The sequence below is a fragment of the Pseudomonas sp. ATCC 43928 genome (assembly GCF_005938665.2).
Taxonomy (GTDB): domain Bacteria; phylum Pseudomonadota; class Gammaproteobacteria; order Pseudomonadales; family Pseudomonadaceae; genus Aquipseudomonas.
In genome coordinates, this window is sequence record NZ_CP041753.1 from 6216922 (window position 1) to 6241355 (window position 24434).

24 protein-coding genes are annotated in these 24434 nt (G+C 61.7%); 6 read left to right on the plus strand and 18 right to left on the minus strand.

The annotated features are described in order from the left end of the window. Positions 1 to 2: 2 nt before the first annotated feature. Positions 3 to 620, minus strand: coding sequence for a hemolysin III family protein (locus FFH90_RS28685; RefSeq protein ID WP_018928730.1), 618 nt, complete (start codon positions 618 to 620; stop codon positions 3 to 5). 158 nt (positions 621 to 778) lie between these two features. Here FFH90_RS28685 and FFH90_RS28690 point away from each other — a divergent pair, with 158 nt between their 5' ends. Further along, positions 779 to 1693, plus strand: coding sequence for a LysR substrate-binding domain-containing protein (locus tag FFH90_RS28690; RefSeq protein WP_019580637.1), 915 nt, complete (start codon positions 779 to 781; stop codon positions 1691 to 1693). Positions 1694 to 1846: 153 nt separating this feature from the next. On the opposite strand, the gene madM is transcribed toward FFH90_RS28690, so the two are convergent. The 11 genes from madM to FFH90_RS28745 form a co-directional block, all read right to left on the minus strand. Beyond that, positions 1847 to 2611 carry a malonate transporter subunit MadM gene (gene madM / locus FFH90_RS28695; protein ID WP_018928728.1) on the minus strand — a complete coding sequence of 255 codons (765 nt, stop codon included), beginning with the start codon at positions 2609 to 2611 and terminating at the stop codon, positions 1847 to 1849. 1 nt (position 2612) lies between these two features. Further along, entirely contained in the window at positions 2613 to 3029 is a 417-nt protein-coding gene (gene madL / locus FFH90_RS28700) for a malonate transporter subunit MadL (RefSeq protein ID WP_018928727.1), read from the minus strand. 66 nt (positions 3030 to 3095) lie between these two features. Next, the gene (gene mdcH / locus FFH90_RS28705; RefSeq protein WP_138866817.1) at positions 3096 to 4007 is read right to left on the minus strand and encodes a malonate decarboxylase subunit epsilon; all 912 of its coding nucleotides are present in this window, start codon (positions 4005 to 4007) and stop codon (positions 3096 to 3098) included. 5 nt (positions 4008 to 4012) lie between these two features. Then, on the minus strand, positions 4013 to 4633 hold the full coding sequence (locus FFH90_RS28710; protein ID WP_138866436.1) for a malonate decarboxylase holo-ACP synthase: 621 nt from the start codon (positions 4631 to 4633) through the stop codon (positions 4013 to 4015). Beyond that, the gene (gene mdcE, locus FFH90_RS28715) at positions 4627 to 5430 is read right to left on the minus strand and encodes a biotin-independent malonate decarboxylase subunit gamma (protein WP_138866437.1); all 804 of its coding nucleotides are present in this window, start codon (positions 5428 to 5430) and stop codon (positions 4627 to 4629) included. Before mdcE ends, FFH90_RS28710 begins: the two co-directional genes overlap by 7 nt. Next, positions 5427 to 6278 (minus strand): biotin-independent malonate decarboxylase subunit beta, encoded by an 852-nt coding sequence (locus FFH90_RS28720; RefSeq protein WP_111452970.1) that lies wholly within the window; start codon positions 6276 to 6278, stop codon positions 5427 to 5429. Before FFH90_RS28720 ends, mdcE begins: the two co-directional genes overlap by 4 nt. Next, positions 6271 to 6570 carry a malonate decarboxylase subunit delta gene (locus FFH90_RS28725; protein ID WP_007941972.1) on the minus strand — a complete coding sequence of 100 codons (300 nt, stop codon included), beginning with the start codon at positions 6568 to 6570 and terminating at the stop codon, positions 6271 to 6273. Before FFH90_RS28725 ends, FFH90_RS28720 begins: the two co-directional genes overlap by 8 nt. Next, positions 6570 to 7445 carry a triphosphoribosyl-dephospho-CoA synthase gene (locus FFH90_RS28730; protein WP_138866438.1) on the minus strand — a complete coding sequence of 292 codons (876 nt, stop codon included), beginning with the start codon at positions 7443 to 7445 and terminating at the stop codon, positions 6570 to 6572. Before FFH90_RS28730 ends, FFH90_RS28725 begins: the two co-directional genes overlap by 1 nt. Next, positions 7445 to 9115 (minus strand): malonate decarboxylase subunit alpha, encoded by a 1671-nt coding sequence (gene mdcA, locus FFH90_RS28735; RefSeq protein ID WP_019580630.1) that lies wholly within the window; start codon positions 9113 to 9115, stop codon positions 7445 to 7447. Before mdcA ends, FFH90_RS28730 begins: the two co-directional genes overlap by 1 nt. Before the next feature lie 152 nt (positions 9116 to 9267). Next, complete coding sequence (locus FFH90_RS28740) at positions 9268 to 9489, minus strand: hypothetical protein (protein WP_064620940.1); 222 nt, start codon at positions 9487 to 9489, stop codon at positions 9268 to 9270. A gap of 58 nt (positions 9490 to 9547) precedes the next feature. Then, entirely contained in the window at positions 9548 to 10135 is a 588-nt protein-coding gene (locus tag FFH90_RS28745; RefSeq protein WP_064620942.1) for a nucleotidyltransferase domain-containing protein, read from the minus strand. Positions 10136 to 10724: 589 nt separating this feature from the next. Here FFH90_RS28745 and FFH90_RS28750 point away from each other — a divergent pair. After that, positions 10725 to 11102, plus strand: a complete 378-nt coding sequence (locus tag FFH90_RS28750) for a DUF6124 family protein (RefSeq protein ID WP_138866439.1) — start codon at positions 10725 to 10727, stop codon at positions 11100 to 11102. A 153-nt stretch (positions 11103 to 11255) separates the two neighbouring features. On the opposite strand, the gene FFH90_RS28755 is transcribed toward FFH90_RS28750, so the two are convergent. Genes FFH90_RS28755 through pilG form a run of 6 tightly spaced genes read right to left on the minus strand, consistent with a single transcriptional unit; the run spans position 11256 to position 21134 of the window. Further along, entirely contained in the window at positions 11256 to 11711 is a 456-nt protein-coding gene (locus tag FFH90_RS28755; RefSeq protein WP_138866440.1) for a chemotaxis protein CheW, read from the minus strand. Continuing rightward, complete coding sequence (locus tag FFH90_RS28760; RefSeq protein ID WP_138866441.1) at positions 11704 to 17607, minus strand: Hpt domain-containing protein; 5904 nt, start codon at positions 17605 to 17607, stop codon at positions 11704 to 11706. The genes FFH90_RS28755 and FFH90_RS28760 overlap by 8 nt, the downstream gene beginning before the upstream one ends. Positions 17608 to 17643: 36 nt before the next feature. After that, positions 17644 to 19701 (minus strand): methyl-accepting chemotaxis protein, encoded by a 2058-nt coding sequence (locus FFH90_RS28765; protein WP_018928717.1) that lies wholly within the window; start codon positions 19699 to 19701, stop codon positions 17644 to 17646. Positions 19702 to 19741: 40 nt separating this feature from the next. After that, positions 19742 to 20296, minus strand: a complete 555-nt coding sequence (locus FFH90_RS28770; protein WP_018928716.1) for a chemotaxis protein CheW — start codon at positions 20294 to 20296, stop codon at positions 19742 to 19744. A gap of 10 nt (positions 20297 to 20306) precedes the next feature. Beyond that, entirely contained in the window at positions 20307 to 20672 is a 366-nt protein-coding gene (pilH, locus tag FFH90_RS28775) for a twitching motility response regulator PilH (protein WP_007897961.1), read from the minus strand. A gap of 57 nt (positions 20673 to 20729) precedes the next feature. Then, the gene (pilG, locus tag FFH90_RS28780; protein WP_007897954.1) at positions 20730 to 21134 is read right to left on the minus strand and encodes a twitching motility response regulator PilG; all 405 of its coding nucleotides are present in this window, start codon (positions 21132 to 21134) and stop codon (positions 20730 to 20732) included. A gap of 222 nt (positions 21135 to 21356) precedes the next feature. Between pilG and gshB the strand changes: the two genes are divergently transcribed. From gshB to ruvX, 4 genes are all read left to right on the plus strand, one after another. Continuing rightward, positions 21357 to 22310 carry a glutathione synthase gene (gene gshB, locus FFH90_RS28785; protein ID WP_018928715.1) on the plus strand — a complete coding sequence of 318 codons (954 nt, stop codon included), beginning with the start codon at positions 21357 to 21359 and terminating at the stop codon, positions 22308 to 22310. A gap of 77 nt (positions 22311 to 22387) precedes the next feature. Next, a complete protein-coding gene (locus FFH90_RS28790) occupies positions 22388 to 23287 on the plus strand; it encodes an energy transducer TonB (RefSeq protein ID WP_026286615.1) in 900 nt (299 codons plus the stop codon). A 127-nt stretch (positions 23288 to 23414) separates the two neighbouring features. Beyond that, a complete protein-coding gene (locus FFH90_RS28795; protein ID WP_018928713.1) occupies positions 23415 to 23987 on the plus strand; it encodes a YqgE/AlgH family protein in 573 nt (190 codons plus the stop codon). After that, complete coding sequence (ruvX, locus tag FFH90_RS28800; RefSeq protein WP_019580620.1) at positions 23987 to 24433, plus strand: Holliday junction resolvase RuvX; 447 nt, start codon at positions 23987 to 23989, stop codon at positions 24431 to 24433. The genes FFH90_RS28795 and ruvX overlap by 1 nt, the downstream gene beginning before the upstream one ends. The last annotated feature ends 1 nt before the right edge of the window (position 24434 follow it).

Sequence of the window (24434 nt, forward strand, 5' to 3'; positions counted from 1 at the left end):
AGTCACAAGACGTAGAACCAAATCGCCACAAAGTGCAGCAAACTCCCGGCGATCACGAACAGATGCCAGATCCCATGGGCGTGGCGCAGACGATGGTCGAGGGCAAAAAAGATAATCCCCACGGTGTACAACACCCCGCCCGACGCCAGCAAGGTAAAGCCGACAGGGCCCAGTGCCGCCAGTAACGGCTTGACCGCCACCAGCACGATCCAGCCCATCACCGCGTAAATCACGACCGACAGAATCCGTGCTTCCGAGCGCGGTTTGATCTCTTGCAGGATACCGATCAGCGCCAGCCCCCAGACAATCCCGAACAAGGTCCAGCCCCATGGCCCGCGCAGGGTCACCAGGCAGAACGGCGTGTAACTGCCGGCGATCAGCAAGTAGATCGAAAAGTGATCGACCTTCTGCATGATCGCTTTCTTGCGCCCACGCACGCTGTGGTACACGGTCGAGGCGCTGTAGAGCACCAGCAAGGTAAACGCGTAAATCGCCACACTGACGATCTTCCACGGACTGCCATCCATACTGGCGATCACCAGCAGCCACACGCCCCCGACCAATGCCGCCACCGCCCCAACCAAATGCGTCCAGGCGTTCAATCTTTCCCCGTGATACATGTGTTGCTCACCTCTACGTTCATTACCGCCGCGCGCAAGGCTCAGGCCTCAAGGTTAAAAGCGCAATGTTTCAGAACACAATGCCCCCCTACGAAAGCCATCGAGCCAAACGTTAGCCAATTGGGCACAATCGAGACATTCGAATAAGAGTCTGGCCCATGTTGATCGATGAAGAGTTGACCCTGAAAAAACTCGAAGTGTTCCTGGCCTTCATGCGCACCGGCAACCTGGCCCGCGCCGCCGTCGAGTTGCAGACCAGCAACGTCAGCGTGCACCGCGCCATCCACTCCCTGGAAAGCGCCTTGCGTTGCCCGCTATTCAAGCACGAAGGGCGCAACCTGACCCCGTTGGAAAGCGCTTATGTGCTGGAAGAGCGGGCGCAGAAGCTGATTCAGGACGTGCTCGAAACCGTGCGTCTGACCCGCGAAGCCGCCGGGTTCTCCGCCGAACGCTTCAAGCTCGGCTCGCTGTATTCGCTGACGGTGAAGACTGTGCCGCAGCTGATCATGGGCCTGAAAATCCGCCGCAGCGAACTCAATATCGACCTGATCCTGGGTTCGAACATCGACCTGCTGTACAAACTCAAGAACATGGAAGTCGACGCGATCCTGGTGTCACTGGACGACAGCGTCAACGACCCGGACTGCGAACAGATCCCGCTGTTTTCCGATGACATCTTCCTCGCCACCCCGGCGGACTCGCCCTTTGCCCAGCGGAGCGAAGTCGACCTGGCCGAGGTGCGCGACGAAACGTTCATCACCTTGACCCAAGGCTTTGCCACGCACCAGGACGGTATTCGGGTGTTCAAGCAGGCGGGGTTCGAGCCGAAGGTGGCGATGCAGGTCAACGACATCTTCACCCTGCTGAGCATGGTCAGCTCGGGGGTGGGTTATGCGTTGCTGCCGGGGCGGATTGCGGCGGTGTATGAGAACCGGGTGAAGCTGATTCCATTGCAGGAAAAGTACCGGTTGCAGCAGCACATTGGCGTGGTGTTTCTCAAGGCCAAGGAGCGTGATCCGAATTTGCTGGCGCTGTTGGCGGAGTGCCGGATGTATGCCAATCGCCAGGCTTGAGACCTTGTGGCGAGGGCGCTTGCTCCCGCTCGAGTGCTGAGCGCCCGCAAAATCAGGCCACCGGATTTACCTGATACACCTCGGTGGTAGAAGTTGGGGCTACTGCGCAGCCCAGCGGGAGCAAGCTCCCTCGCCACAAGAAGCAGTCATCCGTTAACCAACAATCCCGCGAACAACGAAGTACAGCAACGAAGGCCCAAGCAAGCATCCAAGCCCGGTATGGAACGTCGCCGTCAGCGCGCCATACGGCACCAGCCGCCGATCCGTCGCCGCCAACCCGGCGGTCACACCGCTGACAGTCCCGGCCAAGCCGCCAAACACCATGGCCGAGCGCGGGTTATCCAGGCCCATCCAGCGCGCCGCCACCGGCGTGCCGACCATCACCAGAATCGCCTTGATCAACCCGGTGGCAATCGACAGCGCCATCACATCGGATGAGGCCCCAATCGCAGCACCCGTCACCGGCCCGACGATGTACGTCACCGCACCCGCGCCAATGGTGGTCATGCTGATCGCATCGCGATAACCGAACACCCAGGCAATGCTCGCCCCGACAATGAACGGCAGAATCGTGCCCAGCAGCAGCGCGATGACGCCAATCATCCCGGCCTTTTTCGCTTCGGTGGCCTGCACCTCGAACGCCGTGGCAACGATGGCGAAGTCACGCAACATGGCGCCGCCCATCAAACCGATGCCGGAAAACAGTGACAGATCCGCCAGGCCTTTTTGCCCGCCGGTCATGGTGCCGCCAACCCACGCCAGCACCAGGCCGATGACGATGGCAATCGCCGAGCCATGAATCCGCCCGAAAGTCAGGCGCTTGGACAGAATCACCGACACCCACATGATTACGCCAACAAACGCGAATGCCGTGACCAGACTGTTATTTACCAGGCCTTTCTCAATGAGTTCCCACATATCAGCGACCTCCTACTGGCGTGCCGACCGGTGTTATGTCCACCGGTTCATCGGGCAAGGGTTCGCCTTTGTGGGTCCGGCTGATCAACGCAATGGTGCAGCCGCAGAGCACCACCGAACCGATCGCCGCCAGCACCGCCACCGGGCCGCCGTGCAGGGCGGTGACCACGTTCTGTTGCGCCGCCATGGCAACCACCACCGGAATGTACATGGCGCCCCAGAAGCCGACGCCCATCTCGCAATCCTTGGTCATGCCGCCGCGTTTTTGCATCCACAACCGCGCGCAAATCAGCAGGATCATCGCGATCCCGACCCCGCCGACGTTGGATTTCACACCCAGCAACACGCCGAGCATGTCACCCATGATCACCCCTGCCAGCGTACAGATCGCCAACAGCGCCACACCGTAAATAATCATTGTTGTAGTCCTCAAAGTGCATCGTCGGAATTGTTGTTTTTGTAGTTCGCAACCTGAGTCGGTGATCTAGGGTTGACGGCTTCCCTCCTCACGCAACAGCGCCTGCAAGGTATCGAGCCGTGCACCGTCGAAGGCAATCACGGTGCCCTGCTCGAACACCCGGCGCGCCAGCCCGGTCAACACCGCACCGGGCGGCAGTTCGATCTGTAGACGTACACCGCGCTCGTAAGCGCTTTGCACCGTACCGCGCCAATCGACGACGCGGCACATGTTGAACGCCAGGTCATCGCGCAAGGCGTCAGTGTTGATGACAGGCCGTGCGCGACTGCCGCTCAGGTAACCCAGGGTCGGCGTTTTCAATTGCACCTTGGCGAAGGCTTCGGCCAGGGTTTTCGCCGGTGTTTCCAGCAGCGGGCAATGGGACGGCACGCTGACCGCCAGACGCTTGGCCAGACCGGCGCCACGGCTGCGCGCCAGGTCGGCAACTGCTTTCATCGCCGAATCACTGCCAGCAATCACCACCTGGTTATCGGCGTTGATGTTGGCCAGGTAAACCGGCGTGTCGACACAGTGAACCTGCGCCAGCAACCCCTCCACCGTGGCCAGTTCCAGACCGATGATCGCGGTCATGCCGTAACCCTGAGGATATGCCTGCTGCATCAGCTCACCGCGCAGGCTGACCAGATGCAGTGCATCACTGAAACTCAAGGCGCCCGCAACCACCGCCGCCGGATAGGCACCGATGGACAGTCCCGCCACGTAATCCGGCGCCATGGATAACTGACGCGAAGCGGCGACGCCGGCAATCAGCAGGCACAGCTGAACCGCCCTTGTCGACTGCAACGCCTCGGCAGAATCAAGCAGCAAGACGTCTTCACCCAGCACCTCGCTCGCCTCAACCAGCGCTACCCGAGGCCAACGATGGAGCATGCCCGGCTGCTGCGCGCCCTGACCGGGGAACACCAGCAAGCTGCTCACGCTGCTCACGCTGCTTGCTCCTGCGGGTTCCACGGATCGGACACCAGGCACGCTTGATGGGCGTTCTTGAGTAGAACCCGTTGCGACGGGCCAGCCCATTCGCGCAGGGCAACAGCGCCATTCGGCGTCTGCAATTGCATGTCCACCAGACACTCGGCGCTGCCGAGAAGCATCATCAATGCCCGCGCTTGAGTACGGCTCAACGGCTGCGGTGTACGCAGGATCAAGTCGAGGTCGCTGCGCTCATGGAGCGCCGTAAAACCGCTGGCCAATTCGAACCCGGCGCTACCGCTGACACCCCACACCCAACCGCAGGCGTCGAGCATCGGCCGCAGTTGCGCCAGTGCTCGCAGACTCGGCAGGTCGCGAGTCGACTCGACATGGCAGAGCTCTTCCGGCCGTACCCGATGAGAAATCGCAGCAACGGCCATCGACGTTGCATAACGCTGCTCGCGCAAGCGCCCACGCACCCCGACCGCGATCTGATCCGGCGCGGCGATAGCGCGCCGAACTACCACCGGCTGACCCGCGCTGATCGACTCGACCACCCACCCAGGCGCATCCGCCGGCAACTGCTCCGGGGTCATCCCCCAAAGCAGGTCGTGGGGCAGAAACCTGTTCACCACTGCGCTCTCAGCAGTTGACGAACCTTGCTCGACGCTGCGCGGTTACTCGCGCCCAAGCGGCTGCTCAGATCGCGACCGCTGGCAGCGACATCGCCAATCGCCTGGCTCAGGCACTCCGTCACGCGAGCCAGATCCGCCGTCGTCGGCTGCTCGATCTGATCCACCGACAAGGTTTCCCAGAGCAACCCCAGGCTGGCATAGCTGTCGATGTCATAGGCCATCGGCGGCACGCTGGCGGCCAACGCCTCCAGCTCTTCGACGCTGCGCAACGTCACCCGCGCCGCCGACGCCTTGCCCATCGCATGCACCATCACCCCCGGATCGCGCAACGCGATCAGCCGGTTGGCCTGATACCCGTGAGCCAGAAACGCCCCGGACATCGCCTTGCCCACCAGCAAACCGATCACCGCATGGCCGGCCAGTCGGGCGCGGGCATAACTGTCCGCCGCACCGGCCAGGGCCTGATGAATGCCAAGGGCTTCTTCGCGCCGACCGTAAGCCTGACTCGGCACATCGACGATGGCGATCAGCGCCCGTTTGTGCGGTGTATCCCGATCGGCTTCGATCACCTCATCCACCGCTTTGGCCAGGCCCCAACCTTCCAGCAGACCAACCTCGCCATTGCGGGCACGGACGAAGCGGTTGTCGGGGTCGGCCACCACCGCAATAAACCGCACGGGCTGATCGCCCAGTACACCGTCGGCGACTTTCAACGAAGCCGGCAAACCCTCGACCGATTTCGCGCCAGCGCGCAAGGCGTTGAACCAGTTCAGGCCTCTCAGGGAATACGAACTCATGAGCGCTCTCCTTGATACAGATCGCGAACCACTGACGGCTCGATTTGCGGTTCGGCGTCCAGACGGGCCAGCCGTTGCAAGAACCACTCGGCCTGACGGCTGCGTTGTTGACTCGGCAAACCTTGCTTGAACAATTCGCCGACCTGCTGCTGAATCTGCGCCACGTCGTCAGCGACGTAGCGATCCACCAAGCCACTGGCGAAGCGTTGCTCGCCGCCGGTCAGGCTCCAGATAAACGGGCGATCACGGGAGTCGTATTCCTCAAGCCCGGCTTCCTGCTCGATCACCTGCGGGCCGTTGAGGCCAAGGCGTGCTTCCTGAGTCACCAGCAAATAACTGCACAACCCGGCGGCAATCGACATCCCACCAAAACAGCCGACGCTACCGGCGACCACGCCGATTACCGGTTGGTACTGGCGCAGATCGACGATCGCCGCATGAATATCGGCAATCGCCGCCAGCCCGAGATTGGCTTCCTGCAAACGCACGCCGCCGGTTTCCAGCAGCAACACGGCACGGGTGGGAATGCCTTTGCGGTTGTCCTCGGCGGCCAGTTCCAGCGCACCGGCAATCTTCGCCCCGCCGACTTCACCCAGGCTGCCGCCCTGAAACGCGCCTTCGATGGCCGCGATCACCACCGGCAAACCGCCAATGCTGCCCTTGGCGATCACCACCCCGTCATCGGCTTGCGGCACCACGCCCTGGCGCGACAGCCATGGCGACATGACGCGCTGAAACGGGTCGAGCAATTCGCGGAAGGTGCCAACGTCGAGCAAAGCCTTGGCGCGTTGCCGCGCACCGAGTTCGACGAAGCTGTGTTTATTCAACAAGGCTGCGCTGTCAGTCATGACCGATCTCCTCAAAGCCCTGTTCCAGACGCAAGCGCACTACGCCGGGGGTGGCGCCGAAATCGTGGATATCGATCGCCATCGCGGGCGGTGTCTGGCCATCGAACATCCGTGCGAACAGATGCTGCCAGCGTTGTTCGCTGCCATTGACCGAGGTCTGCACCTGGATCGTCAACTTGCCCGCCAGCCCTGGTTCGATCAGCACTTCCAGATCGCCCGAGCCCACACAGCCCACCAGCGCCCTGCCCCGTGGCGGCTGCCCGGCGGGGAATTCAAAGGATAAGGTTTCCATCAAAACGCTCCCTGGGAGATGCCGTCGCGCGACTCAATGCGGTCGATGAACAGGCAGGCTGCGAGCAAGTCCGCAGCGCCACCGGGCGAGGCATTCAACGCGATTAATTGTTGGTCCAGCTCATGCAAACGGCGGCGACCGGCGAGGCTGGCGCTGCCGCCGGCATCGAGCACGGCTTGAGCGCCGAGTTGCATGGTGTGCAGGCCGGTTTCGCCGGCGCGGTAGAGCACGCAGGTGTCGGCCAGTGTCGTCATGATCGCCAGCAAGGCGTCGAGCCGGGCGTTCTGTTCGGCATGGCCTGCGTCGCGGCTGCGTTTGAGTTGCGGCAGTGCGCGTTGAATCACCGCCGGGAAACCGAGCTGTGCTTCTTCACGGGCACCGCGTGCGCCGTAACGCTGTGCGACTTGCGCGCCGTGGCTGAGCGGACGCGGGGCGTAACGGTCGTCGAGAAGGGCCAGGCGCGCAGCGCGCAAGGTGATGGCGCTTGCGGCACTGGACTCAGGTTCCAGCGCAACGGCCGTGACCAGAAGCCCCAAGGCCCAGATCGCCCCACGATGGGTGTTCACACCGCCCGTAGTAGCGAGCATCACTTGCTCGCCTTCACGACCGATGCACCCGACAGCTTCACGCAGGGGCAGGCCGACTTCACCGAACTCGATGGCCGCGTCCGCCATTGCCTTGAACGTCGGCCACAGGGACAACGCCGAAGCGTGCATCAGCCCGAGGTGCAAATCGGTGTGCGCACCATTGCCGCGACGGTCCACCAGCGCCGGTTTCGGCGACAGGTCCGCTTCGTCGATCAGCGCGTCCACCGCCAGGTCCGCCAGCCGTTCGGCCAGGGTTAACGTTTTCGGTTGCAGGTTGAATGCGTGCATTACCAGCTCCTGAACTTGGCGGGCGGGTTGTAGAGGCCACCGGACCATTCCACCAGATCGGCCACGCTTTTCGCTGCGAGCAGTTCGCGAGTGGCGTCGGTGCGGCGGATGCCGAGGTCTTCGGGCAAGGCGATCAGGCCTTCGCGGCGCATGCGCGCGGTGTCTTTGGGGTTGTGGCGCAAGCCGATGGCGGTCACCCCGGCGACAGCAGCGATCATCGCCTGGCGCTCTTCGAGGGAGCGGGCCTTGTACAAGTAGGCGATGCCTTCTTCGGTGAGCAGATGGGTGACGTCGTCGCCATAGATCATGATCGGCGCCAGCGGCATGCCGCTTTTCTTCGCCACCTCCACCGCGTCGAGGGTTTCGACGAAGGTCGGTTTGCCGCCCTCCTGGAAGGTCTCGACCATCTGCACCACGAGTTTCTTGCCGCGCTCGAGCATCGGCTCGGCCACGTCGGTGTGGCGCATGTCGAGCCAGGCTGGCGTGCCGTGACGACGCCCGCGCGGGTCGTGCCCCATGTTCGGCGCACCACCGAAACCGGCCAGGCGACCGCGAGTCACTGTCGAAGAATGACCATCGCCATCGACTTGCAGGGTCGCGCCGATGAACAGGTCCACCGCGTATTGCCCGGCGAGCTGACTGAACATCCGGTTGGAGCGCAAGGAGCCATCGCGACCGGTGAAGAACACGTCAGGCCGGGCGGCGATGTAGTTTTCCATGCCCAGTTCGGTGCCGAAGCAATGCACGCTTTCGACCCAGCCACTTTCGATGGCCGGGATTAGGGTTGGATGCGGATTGAGCGTCCAGTTGCGGCAGATCTTGCCCTTGAGGCCGAGGGACTCGCCGTAAGTCGGCAGGATCAATTCGATGGCGGCGGTGTTGAAGCCGATGCCGTGGTTCAGCGACTGGACGTTGTGTTTTTCGTAGATCCCGCGGATCGCCATCATCGCCATCAACACGTGCACAGGCTTGATGTGGCGTGGGTCGCGGGTGAACAACGGCTCGATGTAGAACGGCTTGTCCGCCACCACCACGAAATCGACCCAGGACGCGGGGATATCCACGCGAGGCAAGTCGCTGACATCGTCCACCAGTTGATTGACCTGGACGATGACGATGCCGTCGCTGAAGGCCGCCGGTTCGATCAACGCGGGGGTGTCTTCGGTGCTTGGGCCAGTGTAGATGTTGCCCGCGCGGTCGGCCATGAAACCGGCCGAGAGCACGACGTTGGGGATCAGGTCCACCACCAGCCGCGCATAGAGCTCGATGTAGGTGTGGATCGCGCCGATTTCCAGCAAACCGTCTTCGAGCAACTGGCTGATGCGCAGGCTCTGGGTGCCGGCGAACGAGAAGTCGAGCTTGCGGGCAATGCCGCGCTCAAACAGATCCAGGTGCTCGGAGCGCCCGACGCTGGGCATGATCATGTGCAAGTCATGCAGCTTGCCCGGATCGGCCTTGGCCAGGGAGCGGGAAAGGAAATCCGCCTGCTTCTGGTTATTGCCCTCCAGCACCACACGGTCGCCGGGCAGAATCAACGCCTCCAGCGCTGCCACGATCTTGTCGGTGGGCAACACCACACCGTCGGCAAGCCCCTTCACCAATTCGAGACGCCGCTGCTTTTCGCTGCGCCGCCGCGTCCATCGCGAGTCGGGGGATATTGTTGTTGTCATGACCACTCCACGGGTTCGCTGTCGTGGGGTCACCTTAGGAGGGTTGGGTGTAGGGCATCAATCAAGCAGAGTGTTGGATCGTTACGGTCAGGGTAATGGTTGTCTCGATGCGCCCCGACAGCCAACCAATCTCTCACAGGCATAAAAAGGTACTAACTGAGCGTGAATACTCGTTCGATGATCTTGAGAGCCGACTTCCCGTCAGCTTCGTACAAACCTTTCAATTGCTGCTGGTCAGAAAGACGGTGCAGTTTGAAGTGGTTGTAGAACGCTTGCCCAAGCCGCTGGCCGCTGAAGTTTCCTGCACGATGCATTGCATGGAATTCCTGGTATGCGTTCTTTTCAAGCACCAACGGAGTGATACCGTTTGCCATCGTATTGACCAGACTGAAGAGTGAGGACCAGAAGGATAGGTGAGAGGCCTAATGCCAGTCACTCTACAGGGTTTCCCCCCATCAGATTGATCTTGTCCTGCTGCGCTACCCGCACGACAAAACTATTTTCAGCCGCCAGTTTTGCGGCCCAGTCGTCGGGGGTGTAGAGCGTCGGGTTGAGGACGCGGCCCAACTGCTCCTCCATTGGTATAAGCCGCTCCATCACTTCACTGTAGTGCAGGCCCTCGCCGATCAGCATGAGATCAATGTCACTGGATGCGTTTGCCTGATCCTTGGCGATAGAGCCGTACACAAATGCCCAGGTGATCTGTTCGGCAAAGGGTTGAAGCGCCTGACGCAGAGGCTCTGTAATACCAAAGGTTTTGCGGGCAATGCCCAGCAGTTCGGCATAGATCGGGCAGTCGGGATTGGCTTGATAGTGGGTCTGGTTGCCCTGACGGGTCATGGTCAGCACGCCTGCCCGCTGCAACCGATCCAGCTCGCGCATGAGGCTGCCTTTACCCACTTGAGCCCAGCGGGCGATCTCGTTGGCGTAAAAACTTCGGTCGGGTTTACCAAACAGCAGGCCGAGCACTTTTTGCTGGGTGGTGGTGAACAAGGCTTCGCTCAATGACAGGTTTTTCACGGCAACGACCGATAAGTCCCAAAAAAGGAACGATAGGTCCCTTTTTGGGAATCTTCAACCTAATGCAGAAACCTTTGTGGCAAGGGGGCTTGCCCCCGTTCGGCTGCGAAGCAGTCGTAAAACCATTGTTCTCGGTGTACCTGATACACCTCGGTTGCAGGTTTTGGGGCTGCTTCGCAACCCAGCGGGAGCAAGCTCCCTCGCCACAGGAAGGTCCGACAGCCTGAGGTTTTGTGTTTAAAAGTTTGTCGGCAGGAACGGTGTGAGGCTACACAGTCGTGCGTCGCTGCCTACAGCAATGCCGGAAGCCGCTGACTGGTGAGGTTTTGCGTTGATCTTTATCGTTTGTGTGTCGCTGCCAATTCAGCGACCGGGACTGGAAACCCCGATGAGTTACTGGCGCCAAAGCGCCCTTCATAACGTATGCTTGCGCACCTTTCAAAGTGTGCACTCCGTTATGGCGGCTGTGCGCGGGAGACCTTCGGGTCGACCGGGTTGCCGTACCCCGGGTTTCCAGCCTGCGTACAGCTGTCACCCCTTCGTCTTGGAAACCGAATGGGCCAGCTCCAACCCAATACGGTGATTCACTATGTTCAAAGCTACTCCCAATCCCCCGGAAACCGGCGTCGATTCCCAAGCATCACTCGATGCAGAAAAAATGAAGGAAGCCGCCGACCGCGCCTTCTCCCATTACTTCCCGTCACCCCACGACAAACCGGCCAAACGCCGTAAGCCCCGGCTCTTCAACGTCTCCCCCGATATCGACACCGAAGCCCTTCTGGCCAATGCCTCCGAAGACCTGCTGTCCATCAGCGCCATTGCAGCCGATCTGGCGGACGATGTGGAAGGCTCACGTCGCTCTGTAGCCTTGGCGCTCAGCCGTTTGGCAGATGGCGTGCAGTTGTTGGTGGAGCGGGTGCTGGATCATCATGAGTCGTTGCAGATGAAGGCTCGGGCCGGGGTTTAACGCACAACCCCCTGTGGCGAGGGAGCTTGCTCCCGTTCGGCTGCGAAGCAGTCGTAAAACCATTGTGCTTGGTGTACCTGACACACATCGATGACAGGTTTTGGGGCCGCTTCGCGACCCAGCGGGAGCAAGCTCCCTCGCCACAGGGTCCGGTCAGACCAGACCCGCATTCACAAGCAGGTCTTCCAGCGCGAGCAAGTCAGGCACCTTGGCCACTTGCTCCCCCACCTGCACCGCCGCCTTCTCCAGCGAACACAACGGCACGTCAACATAACTCAACTGACTGTCGAGCTTGTAAGAACGCGGAATCCCCTGCACCAGCAGCGCAATGAACTTCAACTCAGGCCGCCCGCCGAGGGCGTTGAGGATGACGATCCGCGCCCGCTCGCCGATCACCACTTTGCTGCCACATGCCGACTCAAAACTGAGTAACGGAATCTGCCGTTCCCGCCACGTCACCCGCCCCAAGTACCACGCAGGGGTGTCGAGGTCGAAGGCGCCGGGTTGGTAATCGATGAGTTCGGCGATGGCGACGTTGGGCAGGATCAGGTTGCGGTCGGCCAGGGGCAGCAGCAAACCGGTGAGGTTGCTGGAGCGGTGCTCATGCATGGGTTTTGCTCCAGCGGGCGATGCTGTCGAGCAGCACCGATTCCTGATACGGCTTGCCGAGGTAGTCGTTGACGCCGATGGCCATGGCGCGGTCGCGGTGTTTTTGACCCGTGCGGGAGGTGATCATGATGATCGGCAGATGCTGCAAGCGTTCGTCGGCGCGCACCTGGGTCGCCACTTCGAAGCCGTCCATGCGTGGCATTTCGATGTCCAGCAGCATCAGATCGGGCATGTGTTCTTCCAGCAGCAGCATGGCGTCGACACCGTCCTTGGCGGTCAGCACGTTCATGCCGTGGCGTTCCAGCAGACGGCTGGTGACCTTGCGCACGGTGACCGAATCGTCGACCACCAGCACCAGCAACGGCCGTTGCGCCTCGGGCTCGACGTCCTGTGTCACCGGTCGTTGCGGCACCTGCGCTTGCATCGCGCGGATCGGCGCCAGCAAGTCGAGAATCAGCACCACCCGACCATCGCCGAGAATCGTCGCACCGGACAAACCCTGCACTGCGGCAAATTGCGGGCCGAGGCTTTTGACCACGATTTCCCGGGTGCCGGCCATGGCGTCCACCTGCACCGCAACGTGCCGTTCGTTGCACTGCACCAGCAATACCGGCAACGGCAGGCTCTGGCCCAGCAGTTTCGGGCGGGTACTGGTTTTCAGCAGATCGCCGAGGTAGCACAGCTCATAGCGTTGCCCGGCGTATTCGTAGCTCGGTGGATCGAGCCGGTAGTGCCCTTCGAGTTCGTTGGGTAGCACGCGAACGATGCCGTCGATGGTGTTCAGCGGGATCGCATATTGATCCTCCCCGCACTGCACCATCAGCGCGCGGTTGACCGACACGGTGAACGGCAGGCGAATCCGGAAATGCACGCCCTGCCCCGACGTCGAGTCGATGCTCATGGTCCCGCCGAGCTGCCGGACTTCTTCGTGAACCACGTCCATGCCGACGCCACGCCCGGAGATCTGGGTGATTTTCTCGGCGGTGGAAAACCCCGGTTGCAGGATGAATTGCAGCACGTCGCGGTCGCTGATGTCGCTGTCCGGGGCGAGCAAGCCGCGCTTGATCGCCTTGCGCCGCACGGCGTCCAGCGGCACGCCGGCACCGTCGTCGCAGATGTCGAAAATGATGTCGCCACCCTCTCGCGACAAGTCGAGGGTGATCTTGCCTTGAGCCGGTTTCCCGGCCGCGATCCGTACCTCGGCCGATTCCAGCCCATGGTCGACGGCGTTGCGCAGCATGTGTTCCAGCGGCGCGGCCATGCGCTCGAGGACGTTGCGGTCCATCTCGCCTTCGGCGTTGCCAACGATGAACTCCACATCCTTGCCCAGTTCGCTGGAAACCTGACGCACGATGCGTTTCAAACGCGGCAGCATTCGTTCGAACGGCACCATGCGCGTGCGCATCAGGCCTTCCTGCAATTCGGTGTTGATGCGGCCCTGCTGTTGCAGCAGGTTTTCCGCATCCTGATTGCGCCGGTCGAGGGTTTCCTTGAGGTCAAGCAGGTCGGAGGCGGACTCGAACAATGCCCGCGACAGCTGTTGCAACTGCGAGTGACGGTCCATCTCCAGCGGGTCGAACTCTTCATAACCCAGGCGCTCGGCCTCGACTTGCTGACGGCTGAGAATCCGCCCCTGGGTTTCGGTATCGAGGCGGCGCAACTGGTCGCGCATGCGCTCGATGGTGGTTTCCATTTCGCTCAGGGCCACCCGCGCATCGTTGACCTGTTGTTCGATACGGCCACGGAAGATCGAAGTCTCCCCGGCCAGGTTGACCAGGTCGTCGAGCAACTCCGCCGAGACCTTGACCGTGTCGGCGCCTTCGGGTTGCAACGCGGCTGGCTCGGCTTTGGGCGCTGCGGGCATCGCCACCGGTGTCGGTGTTTCGGGCACCGCCGGGTGGCTGAAATTCTTGATCGCCTCGATCAGCTGATCGGCCGGTGGAAGTGGCTGACCGGCGCGGGTGGCGTCGAGCATCTGCGCCAGTCGGTCATGGCTGCTTTGCAACAGCGTGAACAGCGCCGCGGTCGGTTGCAGCGCGCCAGCGGACAAGCCTTCGTAGAGGAATTCCAGCTCATGGGCCAGGTCGCCGATCGGCGCGATCTCCACCATTCGCGCGCCACCCTTGAGGGTATGCAGGTCGCGCAGCAGGGTTTCCACTTCTTGACGATTCGATGGTTCGGCCTGCCAGCGCAACAATGCTGCGCCGGAGTTTTCGATGATGTCGAAACCTTCTTCGAGGAAGATTTCCAGAAGCTCGGGATCATGCCCCGGCGAGTCGTTGCTGGCCGCCGGTTCGATCACCTCGGCACTGCCGGCATTACCCAGACGAAACTCACGAATGGCCTCGATCAATTCGCCCGGATCGCCCAACGGACGGTTGTGCTGCAACTGTTCGAGGAACACGGCCAGTCGGTCATGGCTCTGTTGCAGCAACTGCGCCAGCGCTTCGCTGTGGCAGTAACGGCGGTCCACCAGGCCTTCATAAAGGCTTTCCAGCTCATGGGCCAGATCGCCGACCGGCTCGACCTCGGCCATCCGCGCACCGCCCTTGAGGGTGTGCAAATCGCGCTGTAAAGACAGTAGCGGCGCGGCGTTTTCCGGGTCGCTCAACCAGCGTTGCAAGGCCTGGCCGGCGCTTTCAAGGATATCCACCGCTTCCTCAAGAAAGATCGAAACGATTTCGTCGTCCAGATCCACCTCAGTCGCGGCCTGCTCCAGCTCGGCCGTGGCGCCGCCCAGTTCTCGAATACTCAGGGTGCGGCTGCCATCACTGCGAATCAGGCCCATGGCGGATGGGTCGAGACTCTCATCCAGCAAGTCGCGCAAGGCCCGCACCCGCTGCGGTTGCGCAGTGACTTCCTGGCCGGCAGCCAGTTCATCGAGCATGTTGATCAGCGCTTCGTGGGCACTTTGTGCCTCGTGGAAAAACCTGTCGCTGACCGCCAGGCTGCTTTCTTCCACAGCGCCATAGAGATCGAGCAAGGCTTCACAGAGCTCGTCCACCGGATGCAGGTCGGCCAGGTGCGCGCCTTCGCCGAGGGTGGTCAATTCGTCCAGCAGCGCGCTGAGTTCCTGGCGCTCGCCGGGATGCTGCTGCCAGCGCTGCAACAGGCTTTCGGCGTCCAGCAGGATGTCCATGCCCTGGGCGAGGAAGTTGTTGATCAGTTGCGGGTCGCGTTTGATCCGCAGCCCCGTGCCGGGCGCGCTCGACAGGCTTTGCAGATGTTCGGCCAGCAATGTCCGGGTGCGTTCAATCAACGAACGGGCGCCGGGGATTTCGGCCAGCGGGTCGCTCTTGAGCTGTCGCAGCCCCAGGCGGAACAAGCCTTCGGCCTCCAGCAGCAACTCGACTTCGTCCAGGTCGAGGGCAATCCGGTGCGCCTTGTACTCCCGGGCCAGTTGATCCAGCGACGCCGCCAGCTCGGCAATCGGCAGCACGCCGGCCATCGACGCGCTGCCCTTGAGGGTGTGCAAGGCTCGCTGCAACTCGTCGCTGGCCTGCAGCGGTACGTGCTCGGCGGCCTGATCGAGGAAGCGATTGAGGCTGTTCAAATGGGTTTCGGCTTCGTTGCGGAAGATCTCCAGCAACAGCGGATCGAGCGCCGCGACATCCTGCGCGTCCTCATCGGACAGCGGCTCATCACCCTTGGCGAGGGCATGGGCGCGGGCAGCCAATTGATCGACATCGTTGCGCTGGCGCTGGGCGTTGGCGGCGAACTCGGCCACCAGTTCCGGCAGCAACTTCAGCGCGTCGCCCACCAGTTGCTGCACTGCAGGCAAAGGTGCAACGCTGTGTTCAAGCACGCGGTTGAGCAGGTTTTCCACCGCCCAGGCCAGCTCGCCCAGCACCAACGCGCGGACCATCCGGCCACTGCCCTTGAGGGTGTGGAAGGCGCGGCGTAATTCACTCAAAACCGATGTGCTGTCGGGATTGGCCGACCAGCGCGGCAGGTACTCCTGGAGGATTTCCAGAACCTCGTCGGTTTCTTCGAGGAAGACTTCCCGCAGTTCATCGTCCACCGGTTGTTCATCGGCGGGCGGCGGCAACAGACTACCGGGCATCGTCAGTGCCGGCGGGTTGACGGACGACACCGGGCTGGCCAGTACATCGGCCAACGACTGGACGGTTTCGGGGGCGTCCAGCTCCTGCATGTCCTGCATCACCAGGGCTTCACTGGGGCTGAGCACATCCTCAAGCTTCGGCACGTGCTGTTCGCTGGGGAAACAGCCGAGTGCGGCCAGGCCTTTTTCCGCAACGTCGAGCAGTTGTTCACCGGGCGCTTCGGGGTCGTCGCTGAGGCGCTCCAGGTAATACTCGATGCTGGTGATGACGTCAGCCAGGCTGTCCAGTTGCTGCCAGCCGGGCTGCCCCGGGTCCACCAATAGATGCTCGCGGATGAAACCGTTACAGGCCTCGACCAGGCTCGCCGCGCGGGCCAACGGAATCATCGCCAGCGCACCGCGCACTTGGGTCAGCAATGCCGGCAACGGTTGCAAATGCTGACGGTCCCAGTCGGCGTCGATGTAGTCGACGATCATGTCCTTGGCCTGCTGCAGGCAGATGCGCGCTTCCTTGATCACGATCTGGTGGATCTGCGTCAGGTCGGTGGTCGGCAGACGGCTGTCTTCCTGGCTTTCCGGCTCCACGGTGCCGACCATGCCGGCCAGGGTCGCTTCGACGTAGAGCAAGGCCCCGGCGACGTCCATGAGGGTCGCGTCGTTAGGTTCGCGCTGGCCCTGGGCGAGGCTCAGCACCACCGCCAGTTGATCGATGATGACCTTGCGCGGCTGGCCGAAACCGAGCACCGCCAGGGTGTCGGCGATTTGCCGCAGGGGCGCCAGCAGGCTTTCGAGGTCCGAGGTGTGCTGGCGGTCGCTGCGCACGAACAGGTCCAGGCGCTCCTTGACCCGCACCAGCTCTTCGCACAAAGCCGCCAATACCGAACGCATGGCATCGCGATCAGGGCCGGCCAGCCTCGCCCGTTCTTCATCGACCATCGCACTGTCGGGTAGCGCGTCGTCCAGTGAGTAGCGATCTTTCATGGTCAGCATCTGCCCGGTGGGGTGTTCGGCCTTGGCAATATAGAACAACAAACTCTTGAGCAGCTCTGGCGGTGCCGGTTGATTGATCGCGGGCATGCCTTGTTCGAGCAAGCGCTTGAGTTCTTTGTCGGCGTCCCTGAACAGGCTGCGCAGCGCGGGGCTGTTGGCGATCGAGCCATTGCGCATGCCTTCGACCAGCGCCGAAGCGATGTGCCATAACGGGCTCAGCGGCGCATTGCCGCACAGCCCTTCAAGGCGTGTAAAAACCCTGGCCAGGTAAGCCAGGTGGGTTTCGTCATCCTGCTCGCGCAGCAAGCCGGCCAGCGCCATCTGCAGCATTTGCCGCAACTTGCGCAGCACATTCGGCAAGTCGGACGGCTCCAGCAGCGCCACGGCCTCTTCGCTCAGGGGCGGCAGTTCAGGAAGTTGTGGGCTGAACAGGCTGGTTTCCGACAACAGGCTTTCGCCACGGGCACTGCGCAGGTCGTTGATCAGCGGCAACACCACCAGCGGCAAGTCACGCCGGGCGCCTTGCACCCGGTCGAGGTAAGTCGGCAATTGCCCCAGGGCATGCAGCAGCAGACGGATGGCTTCGTCACGATGGTTGACGCGGTTCTGCTGCAAGGCACTGGTCAGTTGCTCGATCTCTTCGGCGAGCAACGCCGCGCCGTAGAACTCGACCATCTGCAAACTGCCATGCACCTGATGGACACAGGCCAGGCACTCACTCAGCGCGTGCGTCGCCTGCGGGTCGTCGATCAGGGTTTCGATCGCCTGATGAGCCTGCTTCAGCGTTTCGGCAATCTCGCCTTTGACCCATTCGAGGGCCACATAGTCGTGCCGATCACCCATAACTACTCCAATCAAATGCATACGCCCTGAGGCGGTTCAAGCGTTGTCCGCAGCTTGCGCAGGCTTGGCCGGCAAGGTGAAACCGGACACCGAGCGCCGCAGCTGGCTGGCCATTTTCGCCAGGTTGCCAATGCTCTCGGCGGTGGCGGTGGAGCCAGACGAGGTCTGCGTGGTGATCTGCTGGATCACGTTCATCGTCAGGGAAATCTGGCCGGCCGAAGACGTCTGTTGCTGCGCGGCGTTGGAAATACTCTGGATCAGTGCCGCGAGGGTCTTCGATACGCCTTCGATTTCTTCCAGGGCCACTCCGGCATCCTGCGCCAGACGCGCGCCGCGCACCACTTCGGTGGTGGTCTGCTCCATGGAAATCACCGCTTCGTTGGTGTCGGTCTGAATTGCCCGCACCAGCGTTTCGATCTGCCGGGTCGCCGCGGACGAGCGCTCGGCCAGCCGCTGTACTTCGTCGGCCACCACCGCAAAACCGCGCCCGGCGTCACCGGCCATGGACGCCTGAATGGCCGCGTTGAGGGCGAGGATGTTGGTCTGATCGGCAATGTCATCGATCAGGCTGACAATGTCGCCGATTTCCTGAGAAGACTCACCGAGGCGCTTGATGCGCTTGGCGGTGTCCTGGATCTGCTCGCGAATATTGTCCATGCCGTGGATGGTGTTGTGCACCACTTCGTTGCCCTTGTTGGCAATTTCCACCGAGCGCTCGGCCACCGCTGAGGATTCGGCGGCATTGGCCGAGACCTGATCGATGGACTCGGCCATGTCGTTGATCGCCATGGAGGCCTCGGAAATCTGCTGCGCCTGATGCTCCGAGGCCTGGGCCAGGTGCATCGCGGTGGCCTGGGTTTCCTGCACGGCGGCGGCGACCTGGCCGGCGGTGAGGTTGATGGTCGCCACCAGATCGCGCAACTGGTCGACGGAATAGTTGATCGAGTCGGCGATGGTCCCGGTGAAGTCTTCGGTCACCGAGGCGGTCACGGTCAGGTCACCGTCGGCCAGGTCTTCAATTTCGTCCAGCAGGCGCATGATCGCGCTCTGATTGCGCTCGTTCTTCTCAGCGGTTTCACGCAACTGACGGTTGGTTTCGCGCACCATCACCAGGCCAATGAGAATGATCGACATCAACGCGAGCAAACCCAGCACGTAGCCGCCGATGGTATCGGTGTTGCGCCCGCCGGCGAGGTTTTCGAAACGGCTGGCCAAGTGCGAAGCTTCATCGAGCAGGGTTTGCGACAGGGTAAAAATGTTGCTGGCCGATTCGCGGACCTTGAACAGCTCCGGCGAGGTTTCGAGGATTTCGTCCACCGAACCCGAGACGAATTCGAACAGTTCGGAAATCTCGGTCAACCGGGCACGGGCATCGCGGTCTTCGACCTGGCTGATTTTCAGGGCCGCATTGCCTTGAAGCATGCCGTTGAGTACCTGGCCGAAACGCGCCGCGTCGCGACCGAAGGCGTCGGCGGCCTGCTGCGAGTTTTCGTCGCCGGACAGCACGGTGTTCACTGCACCGAGAATCCGCTCGGCCAGCAGCGACTGACGCTGGGCCATCGCCACCTGAGCGGCCGGGGCGCCACGTTGCAGGAGGGTTTCGACGACCTTTTCGTACTCGACCTGCAATTGCGGCACGGTTTCGGCCAGCGTCGCGGCGACTTGATGCAATGACAACACGGTCTGTTCGCTGGAGAGAATGGCGTCGGTGTTTTTCAGCAGCCGCTCCCAATCCAGCTGTACCGCGCGCATTTCCGGGCGCACGGTGGACGGTGCCGGCGGCAGGCCGGTGGAGGGATCGCCTTTCTTCAGATAGCCCCAACGCAGGGCGAAGTCGTTGCGCGCATCGCTGAGCAACTTGAACGCCGCGGCCTTGCCAGCGGCGGCTTCGGTGGCGTTCTTGGCGATGCGTTGCGACAGCACCCGCAGCTCACCGGCGTGGCCGATGTACTGCTTGTCGTAATTCGCCTGGGTGTTGAGGTACGCGAAGTTGGCGAACAGCAGCATGATGAAGATGATCAGCGCGATGAACAGCACGATGATCTGCGACCGGCTGCGCGACCCTTCCGGCGTACCTGCGTTTGCTTTAATCATCGGTCCTCGCCTGTCCTGCCCAATTCAACCTACTCCCCGGCTACAGCGCTACATTCATGAAACCTTGCGACTGCGCCAACGCAAACGGGCTGAACACCTGCCAATTCTGTTCACGCTGAAAGCGGCCTTTGACGAACGGCGCGATCGGCCCCTGCAGCTCGTCCATGGGCACCGGCTCCAGGCTGTCCTGGGCAAAGTGCTGCAAGCCGAAGACCTCATCGACCAGCAACCCGGCGAACACGTCGTTGTGCTCCACCACCAGTATCCGCCGCTGCTTGCGCAGGGCCGACAGTTCATGGCCGGCCTCATAACCATAAAAGAAGCCGTACACATCCATGATCGGCAGCAGCCGCCCACGCAGGTTCGCTACGCCCTTGACCCAGGGCTTGACCCCCGGCATTTGGGTAACGCGCGGTTCGTGCAGGACTTCGCTGACTTCGCCCATGGGCGCGACGTACCCGTGCTCGCCCAAGCGAAAACCGATGCCGCTCCAGCTGTCCTGTCGAGTCGGCTGGGACGGCAGGTCCGCCGCCAGCAGACGACAACGTTGATCAATCTGCAGCAGCAGTTCGAAGGCCGTCAGCGACTCGGTCATGGCCGGACGATCAACCGGCCAGCACGTTGTTCAGCGTCTTGATCAGGGTGTCTTCATCGACCGGTTTGGTCAGGTAGTCCTTGGCGCCCTGGCGCGTGCCCCAGACTTTGTCGGTTTCCTGATCCTTGGTGGTGATGATGATCACCGGGATGTGCCCGGTTTCCGGGTCTTTGGTCAGCTGACGGGTCGCCTGGAAACCGTTGAGGCCGGGCATGACGATGTCCATCAGTACCGCGTCGGGTTTTTCCTGACGGGCCAGGGCCACGCCGTCGGCGCCGTTTTCGGCTTTCAACACTTCATGACCGTGCTTTTCGAGCATGCCGGTCAGTTTGTACATTTCGGTCGGCGAATCATCGACGATCAGAATACGTGCCATGGTCTTCCCCATTCTTGTCGACGCAAGGCCCACTGGCCGAGCGTCACTGTGCGTGTCCTACTGCGGCGAAACGACAGCAAAGCCCGGTACGTGGGCCTGAATCGCGTTCAGCAGTTCTTCCTTGCTGAAAGGCTTGGTCAAAAACTGGTCGGAGCCGACGATCCGCCCCTTGGCCTTGTCGAACAACCCGTCCCTGGACGACAGCATAATCACTGGCGTGGACTTGAACGCACTGTTGTTCTTGATCAACGCGCAGGTCTGATAGCCATCCAGACGCGGCATCATGATGTCGACAAAGATGATGCCTGGGTGATTGTCGGCAATCTTGGCCAGGGCATCGAAACCATCGATTGCGGTGATGACTTCACAGCCCACGTTTTTCAACAGCGTTTCGGCGGTGCGACGAATCGTTTTCGAATCATCGATCACCATGACCTTCAAGGCGCTGGAATGCTGTTCCATAGGGGCTCTACCGTCGCCTTTGTGAATCAATTTGTCCGTTTGCGGCCCGAAACCCTTGATACTCAAGGGCCAAGACGGCATGGCAGCCTTTTTAGCACAGTCTCCCCGTCCAATCTATCGGGTGACCTGTGCGGTGGTTTTTCCTTGACCGGGAACCCACTCAGCGCCACTCTGACGCCACTTTTTCATCGCACTTTCCACCCCAATTTCGAGGAAAACCCCATGAGCGTTCGCGTCGGGATTGTCATGGATCCTATCGCCAGCATCTCCTATAAAAAGGATAGCTCGCTGGCCATGCTGTTGGCCGCGCAAAAGCGTGGCTGGGAACTGTTCTATATGGAACAGCGCGATTTGTATCAGGCCGAGGGCCAGGCGCGCGCGCGGATGCGTCCGCTGAAAGTCTTCGCCGACCCGCACAAGTGGTTCGAGCTGGGCGCCGAATCCGACGCACTGCTGAGTGACCTGGACGTGATCCTGATGCGCAAGGATCCGCCGTTCGACATGGAGTTCGTCTACTCCACTTACCTGCTGGAGCAAGCCGAGAACGCTGGCGTGCTGGTGGTCAACAAGCCGCAAAGCCTGCGTGACTGCAACGAGAAGCTGTTCGCCACGCTGTTCCCGCAGTGCACGCCGCCGACCATCGTCAGCCGTCGCCCGGACGTGTTGCGTGAATTCGCCGACCATCACGGTGACGTGATCCTCAAGCCGCTGGACGGCATGGGCGGTTCGTCGATCTTCCGTCATACCGCCGGCCACCCGAACCTGTCGGTGATCCTCGAAACCCTGACCCTGCATGGCAAGCAGCAGATCATGATCCAGGGCTACCTGCCGGCGATCGTTGATGGCGACAAGCGCATCCTGATGATCGACGGCGAGCCTGTGGATTATTGCCTGGCGCGGATTCCGGCAGCAGGCGAAACCCGCGGCAACCTCGCCGCTGGCGGCCGTGGCGAAGCCCGACCGCTGACCGAGAAAGATCGCTGGATCGCCGCGCAAGTCGGCCCGACCCTGCGCGAGAAGGGCTTGCTGTTCGTCGGTCTCGACGTGATCGGTGAGCACCTGACCGAAATCAACGTCACCAGCCCGACCTGCATTCGCGAGATCGATAACGCGTTCGGCACCGACATCGGCGGCCAGTTGATGGATGCCATCGATCAGAAGCTCAAGGCTCGTTGATCGAGAACAGCCAAGAGACAACCAACATTGCGTTATCATCGCCGGCCTGTAAAAAACGCGATGTTGGTTTTCTTGTCATGACACTCCCGTCCGATCTGCCCCCTGAACTCGCCCATCGTGGCGTGCGCCCGGCCGATCGCCTCGGTTTTACCCTGTTTCTCGCGGCGCTGATTCACCTGGCCTTGCTGTTGGGCGTCGGGTTCACCATGGTCGAACCCAAGCAAATCAGCAAAACCCTGGAAATCACCCTCGCCACCTTCAAAAGCGAAACCAAGCCGAAAAAAGCCGATTTCCTCGCTCAAGAGAATCAGCAAGGCAGCGGCACCCTGGATAAAAAGGCCATTCCCAAGACCACCGAGGTCGCGCCCTTCCAGGACAACAAGGTGCAGACGGTCACTCCGCCGCCAACCGCCAAACCCCAAGTGCAGGAAGCCGCGCCCAAGGCCGCCGTGACGACTGTCGCGCCGAAGCCGAAAAAAGCCGCGACCAAGCAGGAAGACGTCAAGACCGAGACCAAGCCCAAGGTCGAAGCACCGACCTTCGACAGCTCACAGTTGTCCAGCGACATCGCCAGCCTGGAAGCGGAACTGGCCAACGAGCAACAGCTGTACGCCAAACGCCCGCGCATCCACCGCTTGAGCGCCGCGTCGACCATGCGCGACAAGGGTGCCTGGTACAAGGATGAATGGCGCAAGAAGGTCGAACGCATCGGCAACCTCAACTACCCCGACGAGGCCCGACGCAAACAGATTTATGGCAATTTGCGCCTGATGGTCTCGATCAACCGCGACGGCTCGCTGTATGAAGTGTTGGTGCTGGAATCGTCCGGCCAACCGCTGCTGGATCAGGCTGCGCAGCGCATCGTGCGGCTCGCCGCGCCGTTCGCACCGTTTACCGGGGATCTGTCGGACATCGACCGCCTGGAAATCATCCGCACCTGGAGGTTTGCGCGCGGGGACCGGTTGTCCAGTAATTAGCCGGAAGATTTGCAGTGATCGAGCCAATGCCTTCGCGGGCAAGCCCGGATCAAAAAGACACCTGCACAGGCATTTCCTGTGCATCCTCAGCTTGTCAGTTCGCCCCTCCAACGCCACACTAGCGCTCATGAAGAACGTCAGCCCCAGCTACCTCAAGCATCACTTCCTGATCGCCATGCCTCACATGGCCGACCCGAACTTTGCGCACACCTTGACCTACATCGTCGAGCACACGGCCAATGGTGCCATGGGGCTGGTGGTCAACCGTCCGCAGGACCTGAACCTGGCCGATATCCTCGAGCAATTGCGCCCCGATATCGAACCGCCAGTGCTCTGCCAGCACGTGCCGATCTTTATCGGCGGCCCGGTGCAAACCGATCGCGGCTTTGTCCTGCACCCGTCGGGAAAAACCTATCAGGCTACCGTTGATCTGGATGGCGAGTTGTCGCTGTCGACCTCCCAGGACGTGCTGTTCGCCATCGCCGATGGCGTCGGCCCCGCGAAAAGTTTGATCACCCTCGGCTATGCCGGTTGGGAAGCCGGGCAACTGGAAGCCGAACTGGCCGACAACGCCTGGCTGACTTGCCCGTTCCATGCCGACATCCTGTTCAACACCAGCAGCGAGTTACGTCTCGAAGCGGCGGCCAAGCACCTGGGTATCAACCTCAGCCTGCTCACCAGCCAGGCGGGGCACGCCTGATGGCCCTGCGGCTGATTCTGGGTTTCGACTACGGCACCAAGCAGATCGGCGTTGCGGTCGGCCAGGTGATTACCGGCCAGGCCCGCGAGCTGTGCACCTTGAAGGCACAAAATGGCATTCCCGACTGGAATCAGGTCGAAGCCCTGATCAAAGAGTGGAAACCCGACGCCGTGGTGGTCGGCCTGCCGTTGAACATGGACGGCACGCCCAGCGACATGTGCCTGCGGGCCGAAAAATTCGCCCGGCGCCTGAACGGCCGCTACAACCTGCCCTTCTATACTCACGACGAACGCCTCACCACCTTCGAGGCCAAAGGCGAACGCCTGGTCCGTGGCGGCCAGAAGGGCAGTTACCGCGACAACCCGGTCGATGCCATCGCCGCCGCCCTGCTGCTGCAAGGCTGGCTCGACGAAAACACCGCACTGTTCGAATCCTCAAGCAACTGAT

Bases quoted from the DNA above. Each gene is read 5' to 3' on its own strand.
- FFH90_RS28685 (WP_018928730.1), bottom strand. From the start codon at position 620: ATGTATCACGGGGAAAGATTGAACGCCTGGACGCATTTGGTTGGGGCG.
- FFH90_RS28690 (WP_019580637.1), top strand. From the start codon at position 779: ATGTTGATCGATGAAGAGTTGACCCTGAAAAAACTCGAAGTGTTCCTG.
- madM (WP_018928728.1), bottom strand. From the start codon at position 2,611: ATGTGGGAACTCATTGAGAAAGGCCTGGTAAATAACAGTCTGGTCACG.
- madL (WP_018928727.1), bottom strand. From the start codon at position 3,029: ATGATTATTTACGGTGTGGCGCTGTTGGCGATCTGTACGCTGGCAGGG.
- mdcE (WP_138866437.1), bottom strand. From the start codon at position 5,430: ATGAGTTCGTATTCCCTGAGAGGCCTGAACTGGTTCAACGCCTTGCGC.
- FFH90_RS28720 (WP_111452970.1), bottom strand. From the start codon at position 6,278: ATGACTGACAGCGCAGCCTTGTTGAATAAACACAGCTTCGTCGAACTC.
- FFH90_RS28725 (WP_007941972.1), bottom strand. From the start codon at position 6,570: ATGGAAACCTTATCCTTTGAATTCCCCGCCGGGCAGCCGCCACGGGGC.
- FFH90_RS28730 (WP_138866438.1), bottom strand. From the start codon at position 7,445: ATGCACGCATTCAACCTGCAACCGAAAACGTTAACCCTGGCCGAACGG.
- mdcA (WP_019580630.1), bottom strand. From the start codon at position 9,115: ATGACAACAACAATATCCCCCGACTCGCGATGGACGCGGCGGCGCAGC.
- FFH90_RS28740 (WP_064620940.1), bottom strand. From the start codon at position 9,489: ATGGCAAACGGTATCACTCCGTTGGTGCTTGAAAAGAACGCATACCAG.
- FFH90_RS28750 (WP_138866439.1), top strand. From the start codon at position 10,725: ATGTTCAAAGCTACTCCCAATCCCCCGGAAACCGGCGTCGATTCCCAA.
- FFH90_RS28755 (WP_138866440.1), bottom strand. From the start codon at position 11,711: ATGCATGAGCACCGCTCCAGCAACCTCACCGGTTTGCTGCTGCCCCTG.
- FFH90_RS28760 (WP_138866441.1), bottom strand. From the start codon at position 17,607: ATGGGTGATCGGCACGACTATGTGGCCCTCGAATGGGTCAAAGGCGAG.
- FFH90_RS28765 (WP_018928717.1), bottom strand. From the start codon at position 19,701: ATGATTAAAGCAAACGCAGGTACGCCGGAAGGGTCGCGCAGCCGGTCG.
- FFH90_RS28770 (WP_018928716.1), bottom strand. From the start codon at position 20,296: ATGACCGAGTCGCTGACGGCCTTCGAACTGCTGCTGCAGATTGATCAA.
- pilH (WP_007897961.1), bottom strand. From the start codon at position 20,672: ATGGCACGTATTCTGATCGTCGATGATTCGCCGACCGAAATGTACAAA.
- pilG (WP_007897954.1), bottom strand. From the start codon at position 21,134: ATGGAACAGCATTCCAGCGCCTTGAAGGTCATGGTGATCGATGATTCG.
- gshB (WP_018928715.1), top strand. From the start codon at position 21,357: ATGAGCGTTCGCGTCGGGATTGTCATGGATCCTATCGCCAGCATCTCC.
- FFH90_RS28790 (WP_026286615.1), top strand. From the start codon at position 22,388: ATGACACTCCCGTCCGATCTGCCCCCTGAACTCGCCCATCGTGGCGTG.
- FFH90_RS28795 (WP_018928713.1), top strand. From the start codon at position 23,415: ATGAAGAACGTCAGCCCCAGCTACCTCAAGCATCACTTCCTGATCGCC.
- ruvX (WP_019580620.1), top strand. From the start codon at position 23,987: ATGGCCCTGCGGCTGATTCTGGGTTTCGACTACGGCACCAAGCAGATC.